The sequence below is a fragment of the Peribacillus sp. FW305-BF15 genome (assembly GCF_058783805.1).
In genome coordinates this window covers 225580-244237 of sequence record NZ_JBYSYV010000007.1, presented here as the reverse complement: position 1 = coordinate 244237, position 18658 = coordinate 225580, and the positions used below count along the sequence as shown (strand labels likewise).

General features: G+C 42.0%; 19 protein-coding genes and 2 riboswitches. Of the genes, 4 read left to right on the top strand and 15 right to left on the bottom strand.

Annotated features, from left to right (window positions below; translation table 11 throughout):
- Positions 1–116: 116 nt before the first annotated feature.
- Both AC3WLU_RS09950 and splB read right to left on the bottom strand, forming a co-directional pair.
- Positions 117–998 carry a patatin-like phospholipase family protein gene (locus AC3WLU_RS09950; protein WP_328097952.1) on the bottom strand — a complete coding sequence of 294 codons (882 nt, stop codon included), beginning with the start codon at positions 996–998 and terminating at the stop codon, positions 117–119.
- Positions 999–1083: 85 nt separating this feature from the next.
- Positions 1084–2109: a spore photoproduct lyase gene (splB, locus tag AC3WLU_RS09945; RefSeq protein WP_413003764.1), complete on the bottom strand. Its 1026-nt coding sequence runs from the start codon at positions 2107–2109 to the stop codon at positions 1084–1086.
- Positions 2110–2246: 137 nt separating this feature from the next.
- On the opposite strand from splB, the gene AC3WLU_RS09940 reads away from it, so the two are divergent.
- A complete protein-coding gene (locus AC3WLU_RS09940; protein ID WP_413003766.1) occupies positions 2247–2432 on the top strand; it encodes a hypothetical protein in 186 nt (61 codons plus the stop codon).
- 138 nt (positions 2433–2570) lie between these two features.
- Here AC3WLU_RS09940 and AC3WLU_RS09935 read toward each other — a convergent pair whose 3' ends face one another.
- Both AC3WLU_RS09935 and AC3WLU_RS09930 read right to left on the bottom strand, forming a co-directional pair.
- Entirely contained in the window at positions 2571–5141 is a 2571-nt protein-coding gene (locus tag AC3WLU_RS09935; RefSeq protein WP_492597209.1) for a vitamin B12-dependent ribonucleotide reductase, read from the bottom strand.
- A gap of 387 nt (positions 5142–5528) precedes the next feature.
- Complete coding sequence (locus AC3WLU_RS09930; RefSeq protein ID WP_048688324.1) at positions 5529–6365, bottom strand: lipoate--protein ligase family protein; 837 nt, start codon at positions 6363–6365, stop codon at positions 5529–5531.
- A gap of 200 nt (positions 6366–6565) precedes the next feature.
- On the opposite strand from AC3WLU_RS09930, the gene AC3WLU_RS09925 reads away from it, so the two are divergent.
- Positions 6566–6949: a rhodanese-like domain-containing protein gene (locus AC3WLU_RS09925; protein ID WP_034308355.1), complete on the top strand. Its 384-nt coding sequence runs from the start codon at positions 6566–6568 to the stop codon at positions 6947–6949.
- A 137-nt stretch (positions 6950–7086) separates the two neighbouring features.
- Here the strand turns inward: AC3WLU_RS09925 and gcvPB are convergent, their stop codons facing one another.
- From gcvPB to gcvT, 3 genes are read right to left on the bottom strand one after another with little or no spacing between them, the layout of a single operon-like run.
- Positions 7087–8544: an aminomethyl-transferring glycine dehydrogenase subunit GcvPB gene (gene gcvPB, locus AC3WLU_RS09920; RefSeq protein ID WP_057278806.1), complete on the bottom strand. Its 1458-nt coding sequence runs from the start codon at positions 8542–8544 to the stop codon at positions 7087–7089.
- Entirely contained in the window at positions 8537–9883 is a 1347-nt protein-coding gene (gene gcvPA / locus AC3WLU_RS09915; RefSeq protein ID WP_057278807.1) for an aminomethyl-transferring glycine dehydrogenase subunit GcvPA, read from the bottom strand. The genes gcvPB and gcvPA overlap by 8 nt, the downstream gene beginning before the upstream one ends.
- Before the next feature lie 17 nt (positions 9884–9900).
- Entirely contained in the window at positions 9901–11007 is a 1107-nt protein-coding gene (gene gcvT / locus AC3WLU_RS09910) for a glycine cleavage system aminomethyltransferase GcvT (RefSeq protein WP_492597208.1), read from the bottom strand.
- Between the two features lie 140 nt (positions 11008–11147).
- A riboswitch (glycine riboswitch) is annotated at positions 11148–11231 on the bottom strand.
- A gap of 3 nt (positions 11232–11234) precedes the next feature.
- Positions 11235–11322, bottom strand: a riboswitch (glycine riboswitch).
- A 376-nt stretch (positions 11323–11698) separates the two neighbouring features.
- Between gcvT and AC3WLU_RS09905 the strand changes: the two genes are divergently transcribed.
- Together AC3WLU_RS09905 and AC3WLU_RS09900 are read left to right on the top strand one after the other, a co-directional pair.
- A complete protein-coding gene (locus tag AC3WLU_RS09905) occupies positions 11699–13387 on the top strand; it encodes a DEAD/DEAH box helicase (protein WP_492597207.1) in 1689 nt (562 codons plus the stop codon).
- On the top strand, positions 13365–14162 hold the full coding sequence (locus AC3WLU_RS09900) for a YqhG family protein (RefSeq protein WP_492597206.1): 798 nt from the start codon (positions 13365–13367) through the stop codon (positions 14160–14162). The genes AC3WLU_RS09905 and AC3WLU_RS09900 overlap by 23 nt, the downstream gene beginning before the upstream one ends.
- A gap of 43 nt (positions 14163–14205) precedes the next feature.
- Here AC3WLU_RS09900 and AC3WLU_RS09895 read toward each other — a convergent pair whose 3' ends face one another.
- The 8 genes from AC3WLU_RS09895 to comGA all read right to left on the bottom strand — a co-directional run bounded on the left by AC3WLU_RS09895 (position 14206) and on the right by comGA (position 18580).
- Entirely contained in the window at positions 14206–14391 is a 186-nt protein-coding gene (locus tag AC3WLU_RS09895) for a YqzE family protein (protein WP_057278811.1), read from the bottom strand.
- 115 nt (positions 14392–14506) lie between these two features.
- On the bottom strand, positions 14507–14893 hold the full coding sequence (comGG, locus tag AC3WLU_RS09890) for a competence type IV pilus minor pilin ComGG (RefSeq protein WP_053535692.1): 387 nt from the start codon (positions 14891–14893) through the stop codon (positions 14507–14509).
- Positions 14886–15365: a competence type IV pilus minor pilin ComGF gene (comGF, locus tag AC3WLU_RS09885; protein ID WP_262869649.1), complete on the bottom strand. Its 480-nt coding sequence runs from the start codon at positions 15363–15365 to the stop codon at positions 14886–14888. The genes comGG and comGF overlap by 8 nt, the downstream gene beginning before the upstream one ends.
- Complete coding sequence (locus AC3WLU_RS09880) at positions 15313–15651, bottom strand: hypothetical protein (protein ID WP_492597205.1); 339 nt, start codon at positions 15649–15651, stop codon at positions 15313–15315. The genes comGF and AC3WLU_RS09880 overlap by 53 nt, the downstream gene beginning before the upstream one ends.
- Positions 15638–16081 carry a competence type IV pilus minor pilin ComGD gene (gene comGD, locus AC3WLU_RS09875; protein ID WP_034308382.1) on the bottom strand — a complete coding sequence of 148 codons (444 nt, stop codon included), beginning with the start codon at positions 16079–16081 and terminating at the stop codon, positions 15638–15640. Before comGD ends, AC3WLU_RS09880 begins: the two co-directional genes overlap by 14 nt.
- Before the next feature lie 7 nt (positions 16082–16088).
- Positions 16089–16400, bottom strand: coding sequence for a competence type IV pilus major pilin ComGC (gene comGC, locus AC3WLU_RS09870; protein WP_283778890.1), 312 nt, complete (start codon positions 16398–16400; stop codon positions 16089–16091).
- Positions 16401–16476: 76 nt separating this feature from the next.
- Complete coding sequence (comGB, locus tag AC3WLU_RS09865; RefSeq protein ID WP_492597204.1) at positions 16477–17511, bottom strand: competence type IV pilus assembly protein ComGB; 1035 nt, start codon at positions 17509–17511, stop codon at positions 16477–16479.
- Positions 17495–18580 (bottom strand): competence type IV pilus ATPase ComGA, encoded by a 1086-nt coding sequence (comGA, locus tag AC3WLU_RS09860; protein ID WP_403188788.1) that lies wholly within the window; start codon positions 18578–18580, stop codon positions 17495–17497. Before comGA ends, comGB begins: the two co-directional genes overlap by 17 nt.
- Between the last annotated feature and the right edge of the window lie 78 nt (positions 18581–18658).

Here is an 18658-nt window from a genome sequence, read left to right as displayed (position 1 = left end):
AAATCAACGTCCAAATTTGTACAAGCCAAAAAAAATGTAGACAAACTCGATTTTCATCGAGTTTGTCTACAGTCTGAATCGGGCTTCTTTTTAAGAGCCCGATTTTTTATTTAGCATCAATAAGTCCATTTTTTAAGGAATTCCTTCGTACACTGCCTGCCTTTATTGATCAATTCACCCTTTTTTTCATCATTCAGATTAAAATCCATTGCAGAAATTCCCTTCATCGGGATGAATACAATATTATGGACGTGTTTCTTGGAAATATACCTAGCATCATGGGCATCTTTCATCGTTTTGAATAGTGCGGAGAACAATTCGACCGCATTATCCACCTCATGCGGTTTCCATATCTCATCGACGCTTAACCGCAGGCCAATGACCGGTCTTTCCTTTCTAACATGATCTGAATTGAATAACCACATTGGAAAATTGCTTAACACACCTCCATCAACAAAAAGGAACTTGCTTTTTCCGACATTAAGTTTGACTGGCTCAAAGAAATACGGAATGCTGCAACTCATTCTTACTGCCTTTGCCACTGGAAAAGCGCTCGGGTCTATTCCATAGTTAGGCAAATCATCAGGCAGTACGACCAATTTCCCATTTGAAATGTCAGAGGTTATGATACGGAGTGATTTCGGCCGAACATCCTTAAAGGTAACTACATTCCTTTCGGCAAGTTTACCGGCGACCCATGCTTCCAAGGCGTTGCCTTTATAAAGGCCCAGTTTCCAGTATAAAAGAAGCCATTTGGCAAATGGGATAGGCAAAAGACCACGCCTTTTATCCAGCAGGCCGCTTAAATCTATATCAAGAAAAAACTTTTCCATTTCTTTTCCCGTGTACCCAGCCGCTACGAATGCTGCAATTATGGATCCTGCACTCGTCCCTGCTGTTCGATGGAATTCAAATCCCTTTTCTTCTAATTCCTGCAGGGCTCCCACTAAACCATAGCCTTTAATCCCGCCTCCGGAAAAAACGCCGTCAATAATCATAGCTGCCCTCCCCTAATCCGGTCTTTACATTTCTAAGCAGGATTAGAGCGATTTATGACAGTTTCAAAAAGAAAATTGCCTTGATTCAGGTAAAATACTGAATTTCCGCTTTCGGGAAAAATTCCGCTATATACCCACGAATGGTCGTTTCCAGTTCTGCCGCTTCCTCGTTTTGATAAACATATTTACCAATTCCATATCGGCCCCATTTATATTTACGCTTCGTTTCGTCCAGTTCCAATTTTGTTTTCGGATAGTTTTTATGAATCACTTTTTTTGCTGGACCAGTGAAACGATGCTGGATTAATTCGAAAGTCAAGTCAGGGATATCCACCCCTTTTAAGGCCTCACTCAACCGTTCGAATAATTCATGGTAGCCCTCCTTCCATGCTTCATGACGGTATATTGGAGCTACGATAAAACCCAGGGGATATCCAGCACCTGCCACTTTACGTGCCGCTTCCATCCTTTCTTCGAAGCTCGAAGTCCCGGGTTCGAAATTCTTTATCACATAACGTGAGTTTATACTGAAGCGAAATCTCGTTTTTCCATTATGTTCAGCATCCAACAGATGATCGACATGATGGAATTTAGTGACGAACCTAAGAACCCCATATTCACTTTTCCCAAAATACTCTATGGCCCTTTTTAACGAATGTGTCAAATGATCAATTCCGACGATATCCGATGTACAGGCTGCCTCAAAACGAGTAATTTCAGGCTTTCTCTCATTTATATATTTTTCGGCTGCCTCGAAAATCTCGTCAAGATTCACATATGTCCGAATATATGGCTTTGATCCGAGTGTCGTCTGTAAATAACAATAGTGACAATGCCCCATGCACCCTGTAGCAAGAGGGATGGCATATTCAGCAGATGGCTTTGAAGAATCGAATTTCAATGTTTTTCTGATTCCTATCACGAGTGTCGATTTGGCGACACGATATTTTTGCAGATCATTTTCTCCAGGAAGATCCCTAATTTGGTTATGCGATGTGGTCTCACGGATTTCAATGTTCAAATCTTCGAATTTCTTCTTCAATTCCCGGCCAAGCGGGTATTCCAATGCCCTTGGCTCGATATATACTAACTGTGGCATAAATGGTTTCATTTCGATCTCCATTCTTTTTTCGATTTGTTCATACTTTCAATCGAACTACACAATCTAATTGATAAGGATAGTTTTTCTTTATTCTTTTATCCTCATGATTGTTTTTACTTGGAAATTCAAAATGAAGGAGATGCAATATGGCTAATAAACGAGACTTCTTGACAAATGGAAGGGGAAAACAAACGATCACCGTTCAAACAGATAATAAATTTCCAAATCCAAGGAATATACCGGGAGACTCTGTCGATGAATTTTCGGTATTGAAAGATGGCAACCAATATCTAGCCGAAAAGGAAATAGGGCAGCAAAATGAAAATGGTTGATTGAACGTGAAAAGAAGACCGAATTTACGATTATTCGGTCTTCACCTATTGGTATATATCACTGCCCTGGATTAATGACTCTAAAAAAAGCCGTTAAGATAGCTTTGCAGCATACTTAACGACTTCCTTTGCATCAGCTTATAGCCCGCATTTCAATTGCGCTCCGCAATTCGTGCACGTATTGCATCCGCCCATTTCCTGAACTTCACCCTTACGGCATACAGGGCAAGTGTTACCCACTTCCGAACCAATTGTAACATTCGTCGAACGCAGCTCATTTATCGTATCGACCAATACAACTTTTTTCTTTTCTTCCACATTTGTCAATTCATCCATTTCAAGCTGCTCGTCCATTTGGTTTTCTTCCGCTTTGAGCGTAAGGACCTGACTGTCACGGCTGCCATCCACATATACCGTTCCGCCTTTTGCTCCGCCTTTGTAAAGACGTTCATATACCTTTTCAACTTGTTCGACAGTATATCCTTTTGGGGCATTGACCGTCTTGCTGATCGAGCTGTCAATCCAGCGTTGAATGATGCATTGAACATCAGCATGTGCTTCTGGAGCTAATTCCATAGCGGAAATGAACCATTTTGGAAGCTCTTCTGTATCGGCTTCTGGATGGCGATCCAAGTATTCCTGTACAATGTCAGCCTTAACTTCAATGAATTTACCAAGACGGCCGCTGCGGAAATACGTGAAGGAGAAATATGGTTCAAGACCTGTTGATACCCCAACCATCGTTCCTGTACTTCCCGTAGGAGCCACTGTCAATAAATGAGAGTTACGGATACCATGTGCAGCAACACTTTCCCTGATATCTTCCGGCATTTTTTCCATAAATCCGGTTTGTGTGAAACGTGTTCTAAGCTCATTGGTTTCTTTGTCCGTTGACCCGATCAGGAACGGGAAACTGCCTTTTTCTTTAGCAAGTTCCACCGAAGCCCTGTAAGCTGTGGTCGCAATCGTTTCAAACACCTTGTCAACCAGGATATTTCCTTCTTCAGAGCCATATTCCGTTTCACAGTAGATCAACAGGTCATGCAGACCCATTACACCTAGTCCAACCCGTCGCTCGCCCAGTGCCTGTTTTTTGTTTTCATCCAAGAAATAAGGAGTTGCGTCAATGACATTGTCCTGCATGCGCACACCGACTTCAACTGTCTGCTTAAGTTTCTCGAAATTAACCGTTTTGCTTTCTTTATCAGCCATTTCAGCCAGATTGACAGCAGCAAGGTTACATACTGAATATGGGGCCAATGGCTGTTCTCCACAAGGGTTCGTGGCTACAACCTGTTGACCGTATGCTTTGGCATTCGTCATTTCATTAGCATTATCGATAAAGAAAATACCTGGTTCAGCAGAATATGTTGCACAAATGTTTATTAAGTTCCAAAGCTCTTTAGCCCGGATTTTACGGTAAACACGGACTTTATGACCCATTTTCCCCCATTCGCGAACATCGCCGACATTATGCCATTCTTTATTGTAAATGGCCATTTCTTCGGCATTATAGCTTTCAACATCAGGAAAACGCAATTCATATTCCGCATCTTGTTCAGCCGCTTCCATAAATTCCTTGGTCAGGCAAATGGAGATATTGGCTCCAGTCAAGAAATCCGAATTATGGACACTGTATGTTCCGCCTGTACGGATCTTTTCCTCTGCATCCCTAATGATTTTCTCGCTGAACCCGCCTTGGCCAGGAATCTCCTTATAATTGATGATCCCTTGATACATAGCCGTTTCCTGTTCCGTGTGCGGCGTGAATTTCAATTTATCCGTGGCATATTTCTTGATTGCTTCATCTTTGGTGTTTTCCACTAGGTAACGCAAAATCCTTGGATTTTGCATTTTGGAAATGATGAACTCTGCAATATCGGGATGCCAATCAGCAAGCATGATCATTTGCGCGCCTCGTCTGCTGCCGCCCTGTTCAACAAGATGCGTCAGTTTTGCAATATCGTCAAGCCATGACACTGAACCCGAGGATTTTCCATTCACCCCTTTTGCCAGAGTGTTTCTTGGACGCAGTGTCGATCCGTTCGTACCCACTCCGCCGCCGCGGCTCATGATTTCCATCACTTGTTTCCTATGTTCTGAAATACCTTCACGTGAATCCGGTACGAATGGCATTACATAGCAGTTGAAATAAGTAACATCCGTATTGGAACCTGCACCGTATAATACTCGGCCTGCCGGGACGAAATTAAGGTTCTTTAATTCTTCATAGAATTTATTGAACCATTCCGTTCTTTTTTCTTCCGTGGTTTCCACTGATGCCAATCCCGTTGCATTACGTTTCGCAATTTGTTCATAGTATATTTCAAGAGGCTTTTCGATTATATCCAACGGACGGTTTACAATTCCCGTCTCGACTTCTTCCGGATTATCCAATACGCCACGGAATTCTTCATCCACCAATACCTTGGCTTTTTTGGTTTCCCAATCAATTTCAACGATGTAACCGAGACCCCTTGCCGGGAATTTCGGATCTTCCTTAATCGTCAACACGACGAAATCGCCTGCCGAGAGTGTGATTTTTTCAGTATCCTTAAAAGAATAGCGGTCAAGCATGACTAGACGGGACACTCCCTTATGCGCCATTTTCATATCAGCAGTTACAGGGTGAACCTGGGGAAATAAAGAAATATCCTTATTCAACCTTTCTAGATCAACCTTTAAAGCTTCTTTTATTACAACCGACATAATTCCCTCTCCTTTATATGTTTCATGATCCGTTCTTGCTGCCGCAAAAATCCTTATGTAGCCTTACATGTCCGTTTCGCTTAACAAGTACCCTAAATTTATCATAGCGAAACTCAAAAATCAACATATAGTGTCGCATTAAATATTTCAACTACTATATATTGTGTTTGTTTTGAATAACTTTTAATTTTGTCAAACGTTAAATCAATTAATATAGTTAGCAAAAGGGAGGAAAATGTCGATTTATAATAATTTTTCATCAGATTTCAATTAATTTGGACCTTGCTTTTTCCCCATCCCTTTTAGGGCTTATCCCTGCAAGGGATGTGTTATTCGGTCAAACAAATCTGAAAAAACTTTTTATTATCCACTCTAATTATGCTTCCTCTATCTCATGAAATTCCATTCATCGCTTTCATATTTGCTTTCTGCTATTGCCTTCACTTCCAGCAATTGCTTTTCGGTGAGGACATATGGCTCTAAATCGACCGAAAGTCCTTCGGCAAAACCTTTTTCGAAAGCTTCTTTCGCTTCAGGGATGGTTATCTTTCTCCCGGCAATGTCATTCATGGCCACAGCTTTGTTTTTTAAGTTTTTTTGCATTCTCTCTTTAACCCTGTCATTTGAGAATTTAAATACGCTAAAGAGCTTATCATCATCAAGCTCAAGCAAAATGGACCCGTGCTGAAGGATGACGCCTTTTTGCCTGGTTTGAGCGCTGCCAGCGACCTTCCTGCCCTCAACGACCAGTTCATACCAGCTAGGTGCATCAAAGCAGACGGAAGACCTGGGCGATTTTAAAGCCGCTTTTTCCTGTTCGCTTCGAGGCACGGCAAAATAAGCATCCAATCCAAGATTCCTGAACCCCATCAATATTCCTTCAGAAATGACACGATAAGCTTCAGTAACGGTTGTTGGCATTCCCGGATAGGATTCTGGAACGATTACACTATAAGTCAATTCATGTTCGTGCAGTACCGCTCGTCCTCCTGTCGGCCTGCGAACAAAACCAAGGCCCTGCCTTTTGACCTCTTCCAGATCAATCTCCGCTTCTGCCTTTTGAAAATAACCGATCGACAATGTCGCTGGATCCCAGCCGTAAAAGCGTATGATCGGCGGAATTTCCCCTTTGCTTTGCCAGTTTAACAGGGCTTCGTCCAGCGCCATATTAAAAGCCGGTGAACAATACCCCGAATCTATAAAACCCCATTTTTCTTTAGTCATCCTTACCCCTCGTTTCGATAGACGTTTTTCAATCCCCCACAAAAAACTCACATGTAGTAGTTTAACAGACTTTAACACTCTAAAAAAGAAAGTGCTATCAAGTCATGAAGAATTTGTGAAAATTCTTTTTGATTATTGGGTAAAGCAATTATATAATAAAGATTGTCTGTATTCGTTAAGGTAGAAGGGAGTTTTTATGTTTGGAAATATTATATACACTGCTCATCATCCTCGGAGTGGTTATTGCGTATTCACTTTTTAATTGGTACCGCCAGCGTAAAATCGTTAAAACACTAACACAGGACGAATTTATCGCCAACTACAGAAAAGTGCAGCTAATTGATGTGCGGGAACCGAATGATTTCGAAAATGGGCATATCTTAGGCGCAAGAAACATCCCTATGACTCAAATGAAAACCCGCTTGGTCGAAATTAGGCCGGACAAGCCTGTATATTTGTACGCTCAAAGCGAAATCATCAGCGGCAGAGCTGCAGCCATGCTATACAAAAAGGGCTACAGGGAACTTTTTCACTTAAAGGGCGGTTTCAAGATGTGGACCGGGAAAATCAAAGCAAAGAAATAAGACCCATCTCGGCATGGGCTCTTTTTAATTCCATAGCTCAAGTAAAAGAAAGTCAACAGTTGGACTTTAATGGAATCTTACATAAACATGAAAAATCCCCGCCGGAAGGCAGGGATTTTTTTCTGTAAGCTACTAATCTAGGCTTGATAACGCAAAATGGGTTTTCTTGCAGCAAGAGTTTCATCAAGCCGCTTTATAACGGTTGTATGCGGAGCTTCCTGAACGATTTCCGGAGTTTCTTCCGCTTCCTTGGCAATCTGGATCATCGCATCGATGAACGCATCCAGCGTTTCTTTTGACTCGGTTTCAGTCGGTTCTATCATCATTCCTTCTTCCACGTTCAACGGGAAGTAAATGGTTGGAGGATGATACCCGAAATCCAGCAATCTTTTAGCTATATCGAGAGTCCTTACCCCCAATTTCTTTTGCCGGCGTCCGCTTAATACGAATTCATGCTTACAATGACGATTATATGGTAAGTCAAAATAAGGTTCCAACTTGCGCATCATATAATTGGCATTGATGACCGCGTTCTCTGTGACGGCTTTAAGGCCATCAGGACCCATTGAACGAATGTACGTATATGCCCTCACGTTTATTCCGAAATTACCATAATAAGGTTTTACCCTGCCAATGGATTGCGGACGATCATAATCAAGGACGAATTGCTCGCCTTGCTTGACTATAAGAGGTTTAGGCAAGTAAGGAATCAAGTCGGACTTCACACCTACAGGACCAGAACCCGGGCCGCCGCCTCCATGCGGGCCTGTGAATGTTTTATGAAGATTTAAATGAACCACATCAAAGCCCATGTCACCCGGTCGTGCTTTTGATAGGACTGCATTCAGATTCGCTCCATCATAATAAAGCTTCCCACCTGCATCATGGACAAGTTGTGCCATTTCCAAAATATTCTCTTCAAACAATCCCAATGTATTGGGGTTCGTCAGCATCAAGGCCGCCGTATCAGGTCCGACAACACGTTTTAAATCTTCAAGGTCGACTAACCCATTTTCATCGGACTTCACTGTAATCGTTTCTAGTCCGGCAACAGTCGCAGAGGCAGGATTCGTACCATGGGCCGAATCAGGTACAATCACTTTCGTCCGTTCTGTATCGCCATTCGCTTCGTGAAAAGCGCGAATCATCATCAATCCTGTCCATTCACCGTGGGCACCTGCTGCAGGCTGTAATGTCACTTGGTCCATCCCGGTGATTTCCGTTAAGTGTTCCTGCAAATCAAATAATAGTCCCAATGCTCCTTGTACAGTAGCGGGATCTTGATATGGATGGATATGGGCAAAACCGTTGAAACGTGCCACATTTTCATTTATTTTCGGATTATATTTCATCGTGCATGAACCCAGCGGATAAAAACCCGAATCCACCCCATGATTCCGTTTGGAAAGTGCAGTATAGTGACGCATGATATCCAGTTCGGACACCTCAGGAAGCTTTGCCTCTTCTTCACGGATGTAGTCGGCAGGAAGAATTTCTTCGAGCGGAATAGTTGCAACATCCATTTCTGGCAGACTGTACCCGATCCGGCCGGAAGTACTGATTTCAAAAATGAGTGATTGATCTTGATTATTCATGTTGATCCCCCAATTCCTGCGCAAGTGCATCAATTTCTTCTTTTGTTCTTAGTTCAGTTACCGCAACCAGCATATGGTCTTTCAATTCAGGATAAACCGTCCCTAAATCAAAGCCGCCGATCATCCCTTTTTCAAAAAGGTTTTTATTGACCTCTGAAAACGGAGCAGGCAGTTTAATGACAAATTCATTAAACGAAGGACCGTCGAAAATCACTTCCACCCCTTTTGCCATAATTGCTTTTTTCGCATAATGTGCTTTTTGAATATTTTGCACGGCCATTTCTTTGACACCCTTTTTCCCAAGCGCGGTCATTGCAACAGAAGCGGCCAAGGCATTCAAAGCTTGATTGGAACAAATGTTGGATGTGGCTTTGTCACGGCGAATGTGCTGTTCACGAGCTTGAAGCGTCAGGACAAACCCTCTTTTTCCATTCTCATCGACCGTTTGACCGACGAGTCTGCCCGGAACTTTCCGTACAAGTTTATTAGTAACCGCAAAATATCCACAATGAGGGCCACCGAATGCCGCTGGAATGCCGAATGGCTGAGCATCCCCCGTTACGATATCTGCACCGAGTGCACCAGGGGATGTCAAAGCTCCCAATGCAAGCGGATTACTGGAAACGATAAACATGGACTTGACGCCATGAATGATTTCTTCCATTTCTTTCAATGGCTCGATCCGGCCAAAAAAGTTCGGGTATTGCACGATCACTCCTGCAATGTCATCATTCGCCAATTCCCTTAAAGCAGCTAAGTCCGTCACACCGTCTTTATGAGGAATTTCGATCACTTCCACGCGTTGCCCTTTTGCATATGTCTTCACAACTTCTCTTGATTCAGGATGAACGGTTCCTGAAATGAGAATCTTCTTCCGCCTTGTCTGTCCTGAAGCAAGCATCGCTGCTTCAGCCAGCGCCGTCCCGCCGTCATACATGGAGGAGTTAGCCACATCCATACCCGTCAATTCACATATCATCGTTTGATATTCAAAGATTGCTTGAAGTTCGCCCTGTGAAATTTCAGGCTGATACGGTGTATACGCCGTATAAAACTCAGAACGGGAAAGAACATGATCGACGATGACCGGCGCATAATGGTCATAGACACCCGCACCAAGGAAGGAAGCATAATTTTTAAGGTCCGCATTCTTTGCAGCAAGCCTTGATAATTCTTTCATTAATGCAGGTTCCGATTTAGCAGGCTTGATATCGTATTCTCCTTGAAAACGAACGCTTTCAGGGATATCATTGAAAAGTTCTTCAGCAGCGGATACCCCTATCGCTTCCAGCATTTCTTGTTTATCTTGCTCTGTCATGGGTAAATAACGATGTTTCATCTAATGACCATTCCCCTCTATTTACGTGGTTTTTTATAAAAAGGTGTTTGTATTATAGCGGCTTTCAAACGTTTGGAACGGATTTCCACTTCGACTTCCGCATCCAGCACCGAAAATTCCTTATCGATAAGTACCAATCCAACGTTTTTCTTCAATGTTGGCGATTGGGTACCAGTCGTGACCTCGCCAATGACTTCATCACCGCTGTAGACCTTATACCCATGACGTGGAATGCCACGGTCAATCATTTCAATTCCCACAAGCTTCCGGGGAGCCCCTTTCTCCTTTTGCTCAGCAAGAACGGCTTTCCCGAAAAAATCAACTTCCTTATCCACTTTTACTGCAAAACCAATCCCGGCTTCTATCGGGGTGATGTCCGCCGAAAGCTCCTGCCCATACAGCGGCAGTTTCGCTTCAAAACGCAGGGTATCACGAGCGCCTAAACCAATCGGCTGAACCCCCTCTTCCTTACCGGCATCCATAATCGCCTTCCAAAGGGCAGGGCCATTTTTACTGTCGCTATATATTTCAAAACCATCTTCACCAGTGTATCCAGTACGGGATACCAGCGTGGAGATACCGTTAATCATGACATTATCCTTGAACCTGAAAAATCCAATTTCACTTAAGTCAGTACTTCCCGATAGTTTTTGTAATATCTTCTCTGCAGCTGGTCCTTGAAGTGCCAGCTGTGTATAGTCACTTGATACATTCGTAATTTGGGCATCTTCCGTTAAATTCGCTTGAAGCCAATTGAAATCTTTTTCTGTATTCGCTGCATTGACCACGAGCAGATAGTCGTCCTCAGCCCTTTTATACACGATAAGATCATCAACCGTGCCTCCGTTTTCATAACACATGGCGGTATATTGGGCCCCACCCTGTTGCAGCTTTGATATATCATTGGTCAGCATCTTCTGTAAAAAGGAAAGGCTCCCAGGCCCCTTAACATCGACTTCCCCCATATGGGAAACATCAAATAACCCCGCTTTTGTCCGTACGGCTTCATGTTCATCCTTTATACCCGAAAATTGGACAGGAAGTTCCCAGCCGCCAAAATCAATCGTTTTACCTCCGTATTCACGATAAACCTCAAATAGTGGTGTTCTTTTTAAATTGGTCAAAAAATGACCCCCTTCAGATTTTTTTAAAAATTAATTGGCTTCATTATCAAAAGCTTCTTGTCATTACGCATCAGATACAAGCTGATTCATGATGTGAAAAAAGCACAAAAAAGGACAGAGAAAGCCCGTTTGAGCTTTTTCTCTGTCCTGAAACCTGAAAGTTTACCTATGTAATAGGTTTTCCCCTTTGGTGGCCGTCCCATAACGGGCGGCGCTCTCCAGAGTTGCGTCCAATAAGAGTTCTTTTGCCTGAGAGATTCACTGCTAAGTTTGCTCCTTCGGCGCTACATCCGTAGTCTCTCCCCTTATCTTCACCCGCATATAAATGGTCTACCATTGAAAGGAAGCGAATAAGCCCCAAGCATCGGTAAAACCTTTTAGCATAAATGGAATGCATTCTCTGCCAATTCTCCTAAAACTTCAGAAACCGTTTGACTGATCTCCTTCAGTAATCTTGGATAAATTAGGAGCCTATAGCCCATACTAAGAAAACGCGAACTGCATAATCGATGTACAAACATTCTTTGTAGCGTTTGGAAATTGGAATTTTCTAAATATACTTATATCCTACCCTAAGAAACTTATCTCTGCAATATCTTTTGAAGAGAAATATTTTTCTTACTTCACATATGAAATGTTCGGGTTTTGACCTTATATTAAGGAAATTATGATTTAAGAGGGAGTTATTTCTATGAAAATCAATATATCCTTCAATTCTGAATGGAATGACGAGTTTCTGCAAAAGATGGAAAATGACGGTCCATGGGGAAATTGGGAGCTTTATAAGTTGGCGGTTCAAATGGAGGAAAACCTTATCATCCCTGATTTTGAAGGTTTACAGGCGCCCAAGCACCTTCCTCAGTTAACCCCGCTTCCCCATCAATTGGAAGCGGCGAAGCAAGTAGTGGAAAAAATGAATGGAAAAGCCATTTTGGCTGATGAGGTAGGGCTGGGAAAAACAATTGAAGCAGGCTTGATCCTAAAAGAGTATATGATTAGGGGCCTTGTAAAAAAAGTATTGATCCTTGTTCCGGCTTCCCTTGTCACACAATGGGCATTTGAATTGAATACCAAGTTTCATATTCCGGCAGTCGTTCAGAGAAAAAGTTATGTCTGGGACTCCTGTGATGTGGTCATTTCATCCATTGATACAGCGAAACGCGCTCCACATCGAGATATCATCTTTACTCAGGAATATGACTTCATCATTATTGATGAAGCTCATAAACTTAAAAATAATAAGACGAAGAACTATGAATTCGTCCAAAATCTGAAAAAGAAATTTTGTTTACTCCTGACAGCCACTCCGATTCAAAATAAAGTCGAGGAGATATTCCACCTCGTTTCGTTATTGAAACCGGGCCACTTGGGAAATGCTTCGCTCTTTTCGGAAAAGTATAAAGGGAAAGGCCGGAACATCATTGAAGATGAACACCTAAAGGAACTGGTCAACACTGTCATGATTCGAAACCGGAGGGCCGATACTGGCATTGAATGGACAAAACGGCATGTAGAAACCATCACCATTGAATTTTCTCCAACGGAACAAGCATTGTATGATGCTGTTTCCAAATTCAAGCCAATTTCGGATGGATCAAAAGGAAGCGCTTTTTCGGCTCTCACTCTCCAAAGGGAAGCATGCAGCAGCAGAGAGGCTGTCTTTTATACATTAAAGAATATGAGAGATAAATACGATCAGCCTTCCCCTGATTTTTTGGCAAAGCTTGATGATTTATTTACTAAAGTGAATGAAACGGTCCAGAACTCAAAGGCTGAAAAAGCTTTGGAACTGATCAAGAAAATTGATGACAAAGTGATTATCTTTACGGAATATAGGGCGACTCAACTATATCTCCAATGGTACCTACAGCAGAATGGAATTTCTTCTGTACCTTTCCGAGGCGGTTTTAAGCGCGGAAAGAAAGACTGGATGCGTGAATTATTCCAAAAGAATATTCAGGTATTAATCGCAACAGAAGCTGGCGGGGAAGGAATAAACCTTCAGTTTTGCCATCACTTGATTAATTTTGACCTGCCCTGGAACCCAATGAGGCTTGAACAGAGAATTGGACGGATTCACCGCCTTGGTCAGGAAGAAGATGTGATGATTTATAACTTTTCCACGAAAAATACAGTTGAAGAACATATACTGAAGTTACTATACGAAAAAATAAATTTATTTGAAAAAGTAATCGGTGAATTGGATGATATTTTATCCAAACTGGATATTAACAACATTGAAGAATATTTAATTGATGTGGTCGGCGAGTCCAAAACAGAAGGCGAAATGAAAATCAAGATGGATAATTTTTCATCGTTGATCCAATTCGCTCAATCAATGAAGGAAGGTGAGGTTCATGCAGCAACGGGAAATTCATGATTTTTTAATCACTTTCTTTAAGGCCAATGATTGTGAAATACTGGATAATGCACCAACCCACCTTACAGTGCAATTGACGATTGAGATGGATAAAGAATTAATGAACAGACCCTTTTATTGGCATTATCTAGAAAAAACAGGAGGTGTTCCGAACCCGGCACAAATCACTTTCATTACCGATCCAGGACAAGCTCCATCCGATTTAAAGGGAGAAATGATTCATTTTGGCTCCCCTCGTCTTCACCAGATTATTCAATCAACCAAAAAGCTGGCAGGGTATACTAGACTTTTTGAGAATACGCCTCCATCAAAAGGCAGAAATAATCCTTTGTTTCCTTGGCTGACCCTGAATGTGAAAATATCCTATCAATGCGACCGCAAAAAAGATACTTTCATGTCAATCGGATTGAATTTAATCTCGGGTGAAATAATGGAAGGGTTTCACCATCGGGTTTTACCGATTAACGTCACCCCGAAAATACCGGATTACTCCTTTACGCTTTCACCTCTGATCATGCCCAAGAGTGGATTGGCAAGACTTGATACATACATCAGAACCAGTTTCGAGGATGATGACCATTCCTGGGCGGAGGAAGCAATGCTGCGCTGGCAGAATGACTTGAATTTATTGGAGCATTTTTACAAGGATATGGACGAAAAAAGTGAGAGCTATTATACCGAAAAAGAAGCACTAAAAGCACAATATGAACCCAACATCAGAATATCCATCATCAACGGAGGATTATTTTACCTTTCAGATAGGGCGTTGGGATAAGTAAAGAACAAAAAAACAGATGTCCAAGTTCAGGACATCTGTTTTACTTTTTGATCGTTTTCCTTATAAACATCGACAAAGCAAAAGGGACAATGCCAAACCAATGTGACATACCCTGGTTTTTATCCTCTTTTCTGTGAAGGCGTTTTTCTTTTCGTTCTTTTTTCGTCAGATTGAAATACTCGACAAGCTGCTGCGTCAGATATTTAATATAAGCGTTTGTAGACATATAAAATCATCACCCTACGCAAAGTATGTCCGGTTTACGCTTTTTTTATTCCTTTCCTTGCTCCCTTCACCGTAAACCTGTCGCGTTCCCTAATAAAATGGTGTTGATTTTGCTATTACACAGCTTGCTTCTCCAACCATTCTTTCACTTCCCCCGCTTCTTTATCGTATTGAATGATGACCCTGCCCTCTCGATCATTTTTAGTTTTGGAAGAAAACTCGATATAGACGTAAGGACCTTCTTGCTTCATTAAGGAATATCGCACCACACCATTGGGATATGATATTTCCCCCTGGATGATTTTCGGAATCTCTTCGCCCCACTCTGCCGTCACATCCTTGATGGCTAGATGGACAAGATGGTCGGCCACAAGCGACTCTTCCACTTCTTTATAAAACTTTTTATCAATGATAAACTGGTCGATCATTAGTATCGTGAACATGATGAAAACACTCGCCACAATCATGACCATCGGGAAAACGACTCCTTTTTGATTATTCATCAATTTTCGTATCATTCCTAAAGAAAGGATGAAATCTTCGACTGAAAGTAGTCCCTGCTTTATCCGTTATATTTATAACAATGACACTGCCATCCTTATTGACCTGGAATTCCGAAATGTTCTGCAAGATGACCTCATGCCCCATACCATCCACTCGTCTTCGGACCTTATCTTCATATTGTTCCAGCGATGCTAATTGTTCACCTGAAAGCAAATATAATTTATTTCCCATTACATCTTGTGCTTTGGAACTCCGGACCTCCTGCTTCATTTGCATGGTAAAGACCTCCCACTCCTTAGGATGCAATTTATCAACGGACCTCATCTGGGTGTGAATGATCGAGAAGAGCTGCAGAACAAAAAGCGACGTCGTCATTAAAATCAATAAAGAAAAAAGCAATTCAATCATCGTAAAGCCATCATTTTTTCGCAGCATCACAAATGGATTCCCAATTACCCGTTTCATGTTCATAGCGTACACACCCTTCAATCATTCCCGGGAAATCCCCATGGTCCTTCCAAAACAATTCAAAGCTTCTTTTTTTGTAAATGATCTCCTGACCAACTGCTTGAATCTCCCCATCCATGAACGCCGTCAATCTTTCATATAATAAATGGTGGGCTTCGGTCCTTATGGGAATATCTTTCCGCTGCGTCAATACCTCTTCAAGGATTGGTAAAATGGCAAGGGCCAATAATATACAAATAGAAAATGCGGCCATCAGCTCAAGGTAGACGTACCCTTTACAATTTCTCAATCCGGAACCTCCCTTTACCGATATTGAGGACCAGCTTGTACTTTCCCTTTGAGGTATCAATCATAATCGTTCCGGCTTTGGATGCATTTCCATATTGATTAAAATGAAAGCTGAACCCCAAAGTGCCGCTTAAAAACTGGATATCCTCTGGTATGCTTCTCTCTAAAACGATCCCCTCCTTATAAGACGAAACGGTATAAATCTTTTCGGTATTATCAATATGGAGGTAAATCAAGCTCTTATGACTGATGGCATACTGTTGAGCATAGAAAAGATCTTCATGAAATTGTGAAAGAAAAAGCCTATTTTCCATTCCTTTAGTGAAGCTGGGATATAGATTAGGACCGATGGAAATTAGGAGTACAAAAATAGCGAGGACAATAAGGGTTTCAGATAGTGTATACCCACCATCGGAATGCCGTATATTCACTTCTCTCCTACTCAACGACCGTTATCTTTCCTTTACTATCCAAACTAATTTCATCCCCATTAGGGCAGGATGTCTGTTTGAGATAGCCTTGACTTTCCAATTCACCGATACTTCCGGGCAGTTTAGCATTATCGATTTCATAAGCCTGCACCTGTGCTTGGGCCATCTTAACGAAAGCTTCACATCCTTTAGACTGGATTGTGGATTGGTTTTTCGTGATATTGGGGATTGTTATAATCAAAAGGATGGATATCACCAGTAAAACAATAAGCATTTCTATTAGGGTAAAACCACGTTCATTCATCACTTTCTTCAACATATCATCATGCTCCTAAAAGATCTGAATACCAGATGACCTTCGGGCATTTTCACCTCCGGAATACAAAAATGAAATCCTATAAACCTTCGAGCAGTGAGAACATCGGCAGCAAAACCGCCAAATAAATGGACACGATCAAAAGACCTATCAGTGAAAACATTAGAGGCTGAATGATTTTCAAGATTGCATTCATTCTCTCTTCAATTTTCTCCAGTATAAAACGACTGTAATGAAGTAACTCGGCATCAAGTCTGCCGTATTTTTGACCATTTGCAGCGACCACCGGTAAATTCCCATCAAAATATGGGAGCTCCCGAAAAATCATTTCAAGTGATCTGCCCTCGATCAGATCATCCTTGATGATATTGCAAAGTTTTTGGTAAAAAGGCTGCTGTTGATTTATCGAGAATAATTTGATGCTATCGTTAATCGATAGTCCTCCGGAAAGCAAGCCACTGAATTGGCTTGCAAAAAAATATGTTTCGTATAATTTGATGAACGTCCCGAATATCGGAATTCCCATCAAAATCCTTCGCTGCCTTAATGGGCATAATCCATTGAACCAAAATCGTTTGAGTGCATACAAGAATAGGAGCAATCCGAGTAATAAAAAGGGTAGGGCTGGAAGAATGAACGTGGAGGCTGACATTAATCTTAAGAGAATATGCTGATCGACATCCATCGTGAAATAGATGGTCTGGAATTGGGGAAGGAGAACACTCTGAAGAATATAAAAAACGATGCTTACAAAAAAGACTAAGAATACGGGATACACCATTAACTTTTTTACTTTATCCATATCCTCGATTCTTTTCTTCCAATATCGCCCTCCTTCTTTCAACGCCCGTTCCAGGTCGCCATATTGTTCTCCATAAAATATATAACTTACAAGCTGCGGATGAAAATTAAGATGGATCAGCACCATGTGCAACGGGTAGCCGTTCCTTAAATCGGCTATAGCCTGAGTGAAGTCTTCCGCTTTCTTCTTTGATTCCTGAAACTCAAGAAAATGTAAAGCTTCCGCCAAAGGATAACCATGATTCAATAATTCACCTAGCTTCGAAATAAAGACCGCCTGCTCTTTTACCTTCCATTTACTTTTTGGTTTCATGGTAGACCAGCCGTTCATATTCCTGAGATCCCACATAGCCCATCGCAACCGCTTTTCCGATTTCATCCTTTAATTGGCGGTAGCTGACCGTTGCCATTTCTTTTTCATCTCCCATTATCCGGAGAACTTCAGCCAGACTTTTTCCATATAGCAATTCATATACACTTGCCCTTTTATTCCTTGCAGTCATTTTGCAAGCTAAAGCACAGTCCCCTTTACACGGAAGACATCGCAATTCAACCAGCCGCTGCGCTGTCACGCCAATCAAAGTCTGTTCAACCTCAAGTAAGCTGACACCAAATTCCAGTAATCTGGAGATGGCGCCCTGGGCGTCCCTCGTATGCATGGTCGTTAGTATCAAATGACCGGTTAATGCGGCACGGACTGCGATTTTGGCAGTTTCTGCATCCCGGACTTCCCCAACCATGATCACGTCCGGGTCATGCCTCAGAGCAGCTTTTAGGCCGACTGAATACGTAATGCCCGCCTTTTCATTGATTTGGACTTGCAATACCTTTTCGGATACATTTTCAATGGGATCTTCAAGTGTAATGATATTTCGATTGATCATCTCATGGGCGTGGTGAAGCAGGGAATATAGTGTCGTGGTTTTCCCACTGCCGGTCGGGCCGGTAAATATGAGCATGCCATGGGAATGCTTCAAGAGTGCAATCAATTTTTGAACGGTGTTTGGAAATAAGGATAACTGTTCTAGAGGAAGGATATTCTGTTGGGGTATTAAGCGGATGACCAAACTTTCGAGATGGGCAGTGGGTAAAGTGGAAAGGCGGAGTCCGACCACCTGGTTAGCCAAATTGATGGTGATGGCACCACTCTGGGGCCTCCTTTTCTCCCCTATATCCATCGAGGCAAGGAACTTCAAATGGGCGATCAGCCTTTCAGCTTCAAAGAATGATAATGTTTCCTGGGGAACAAGCTTATTGTCTATCCTGAATTGGATGTGAGGCCCCTCTCCGCGAAAAAAAATGTGGATATCCGATGCCGATTCCACGATGGCACGGGTTAGTATTTTTTCTGCAGTCTTTTCAATCGATATCAATTCATTCATCACCTCCTATGTTTCTTGTTTTATTGATTCGACAATCCACGACAAATTCCTGCTTCAGAATAAAAAAAATTCCCGAAA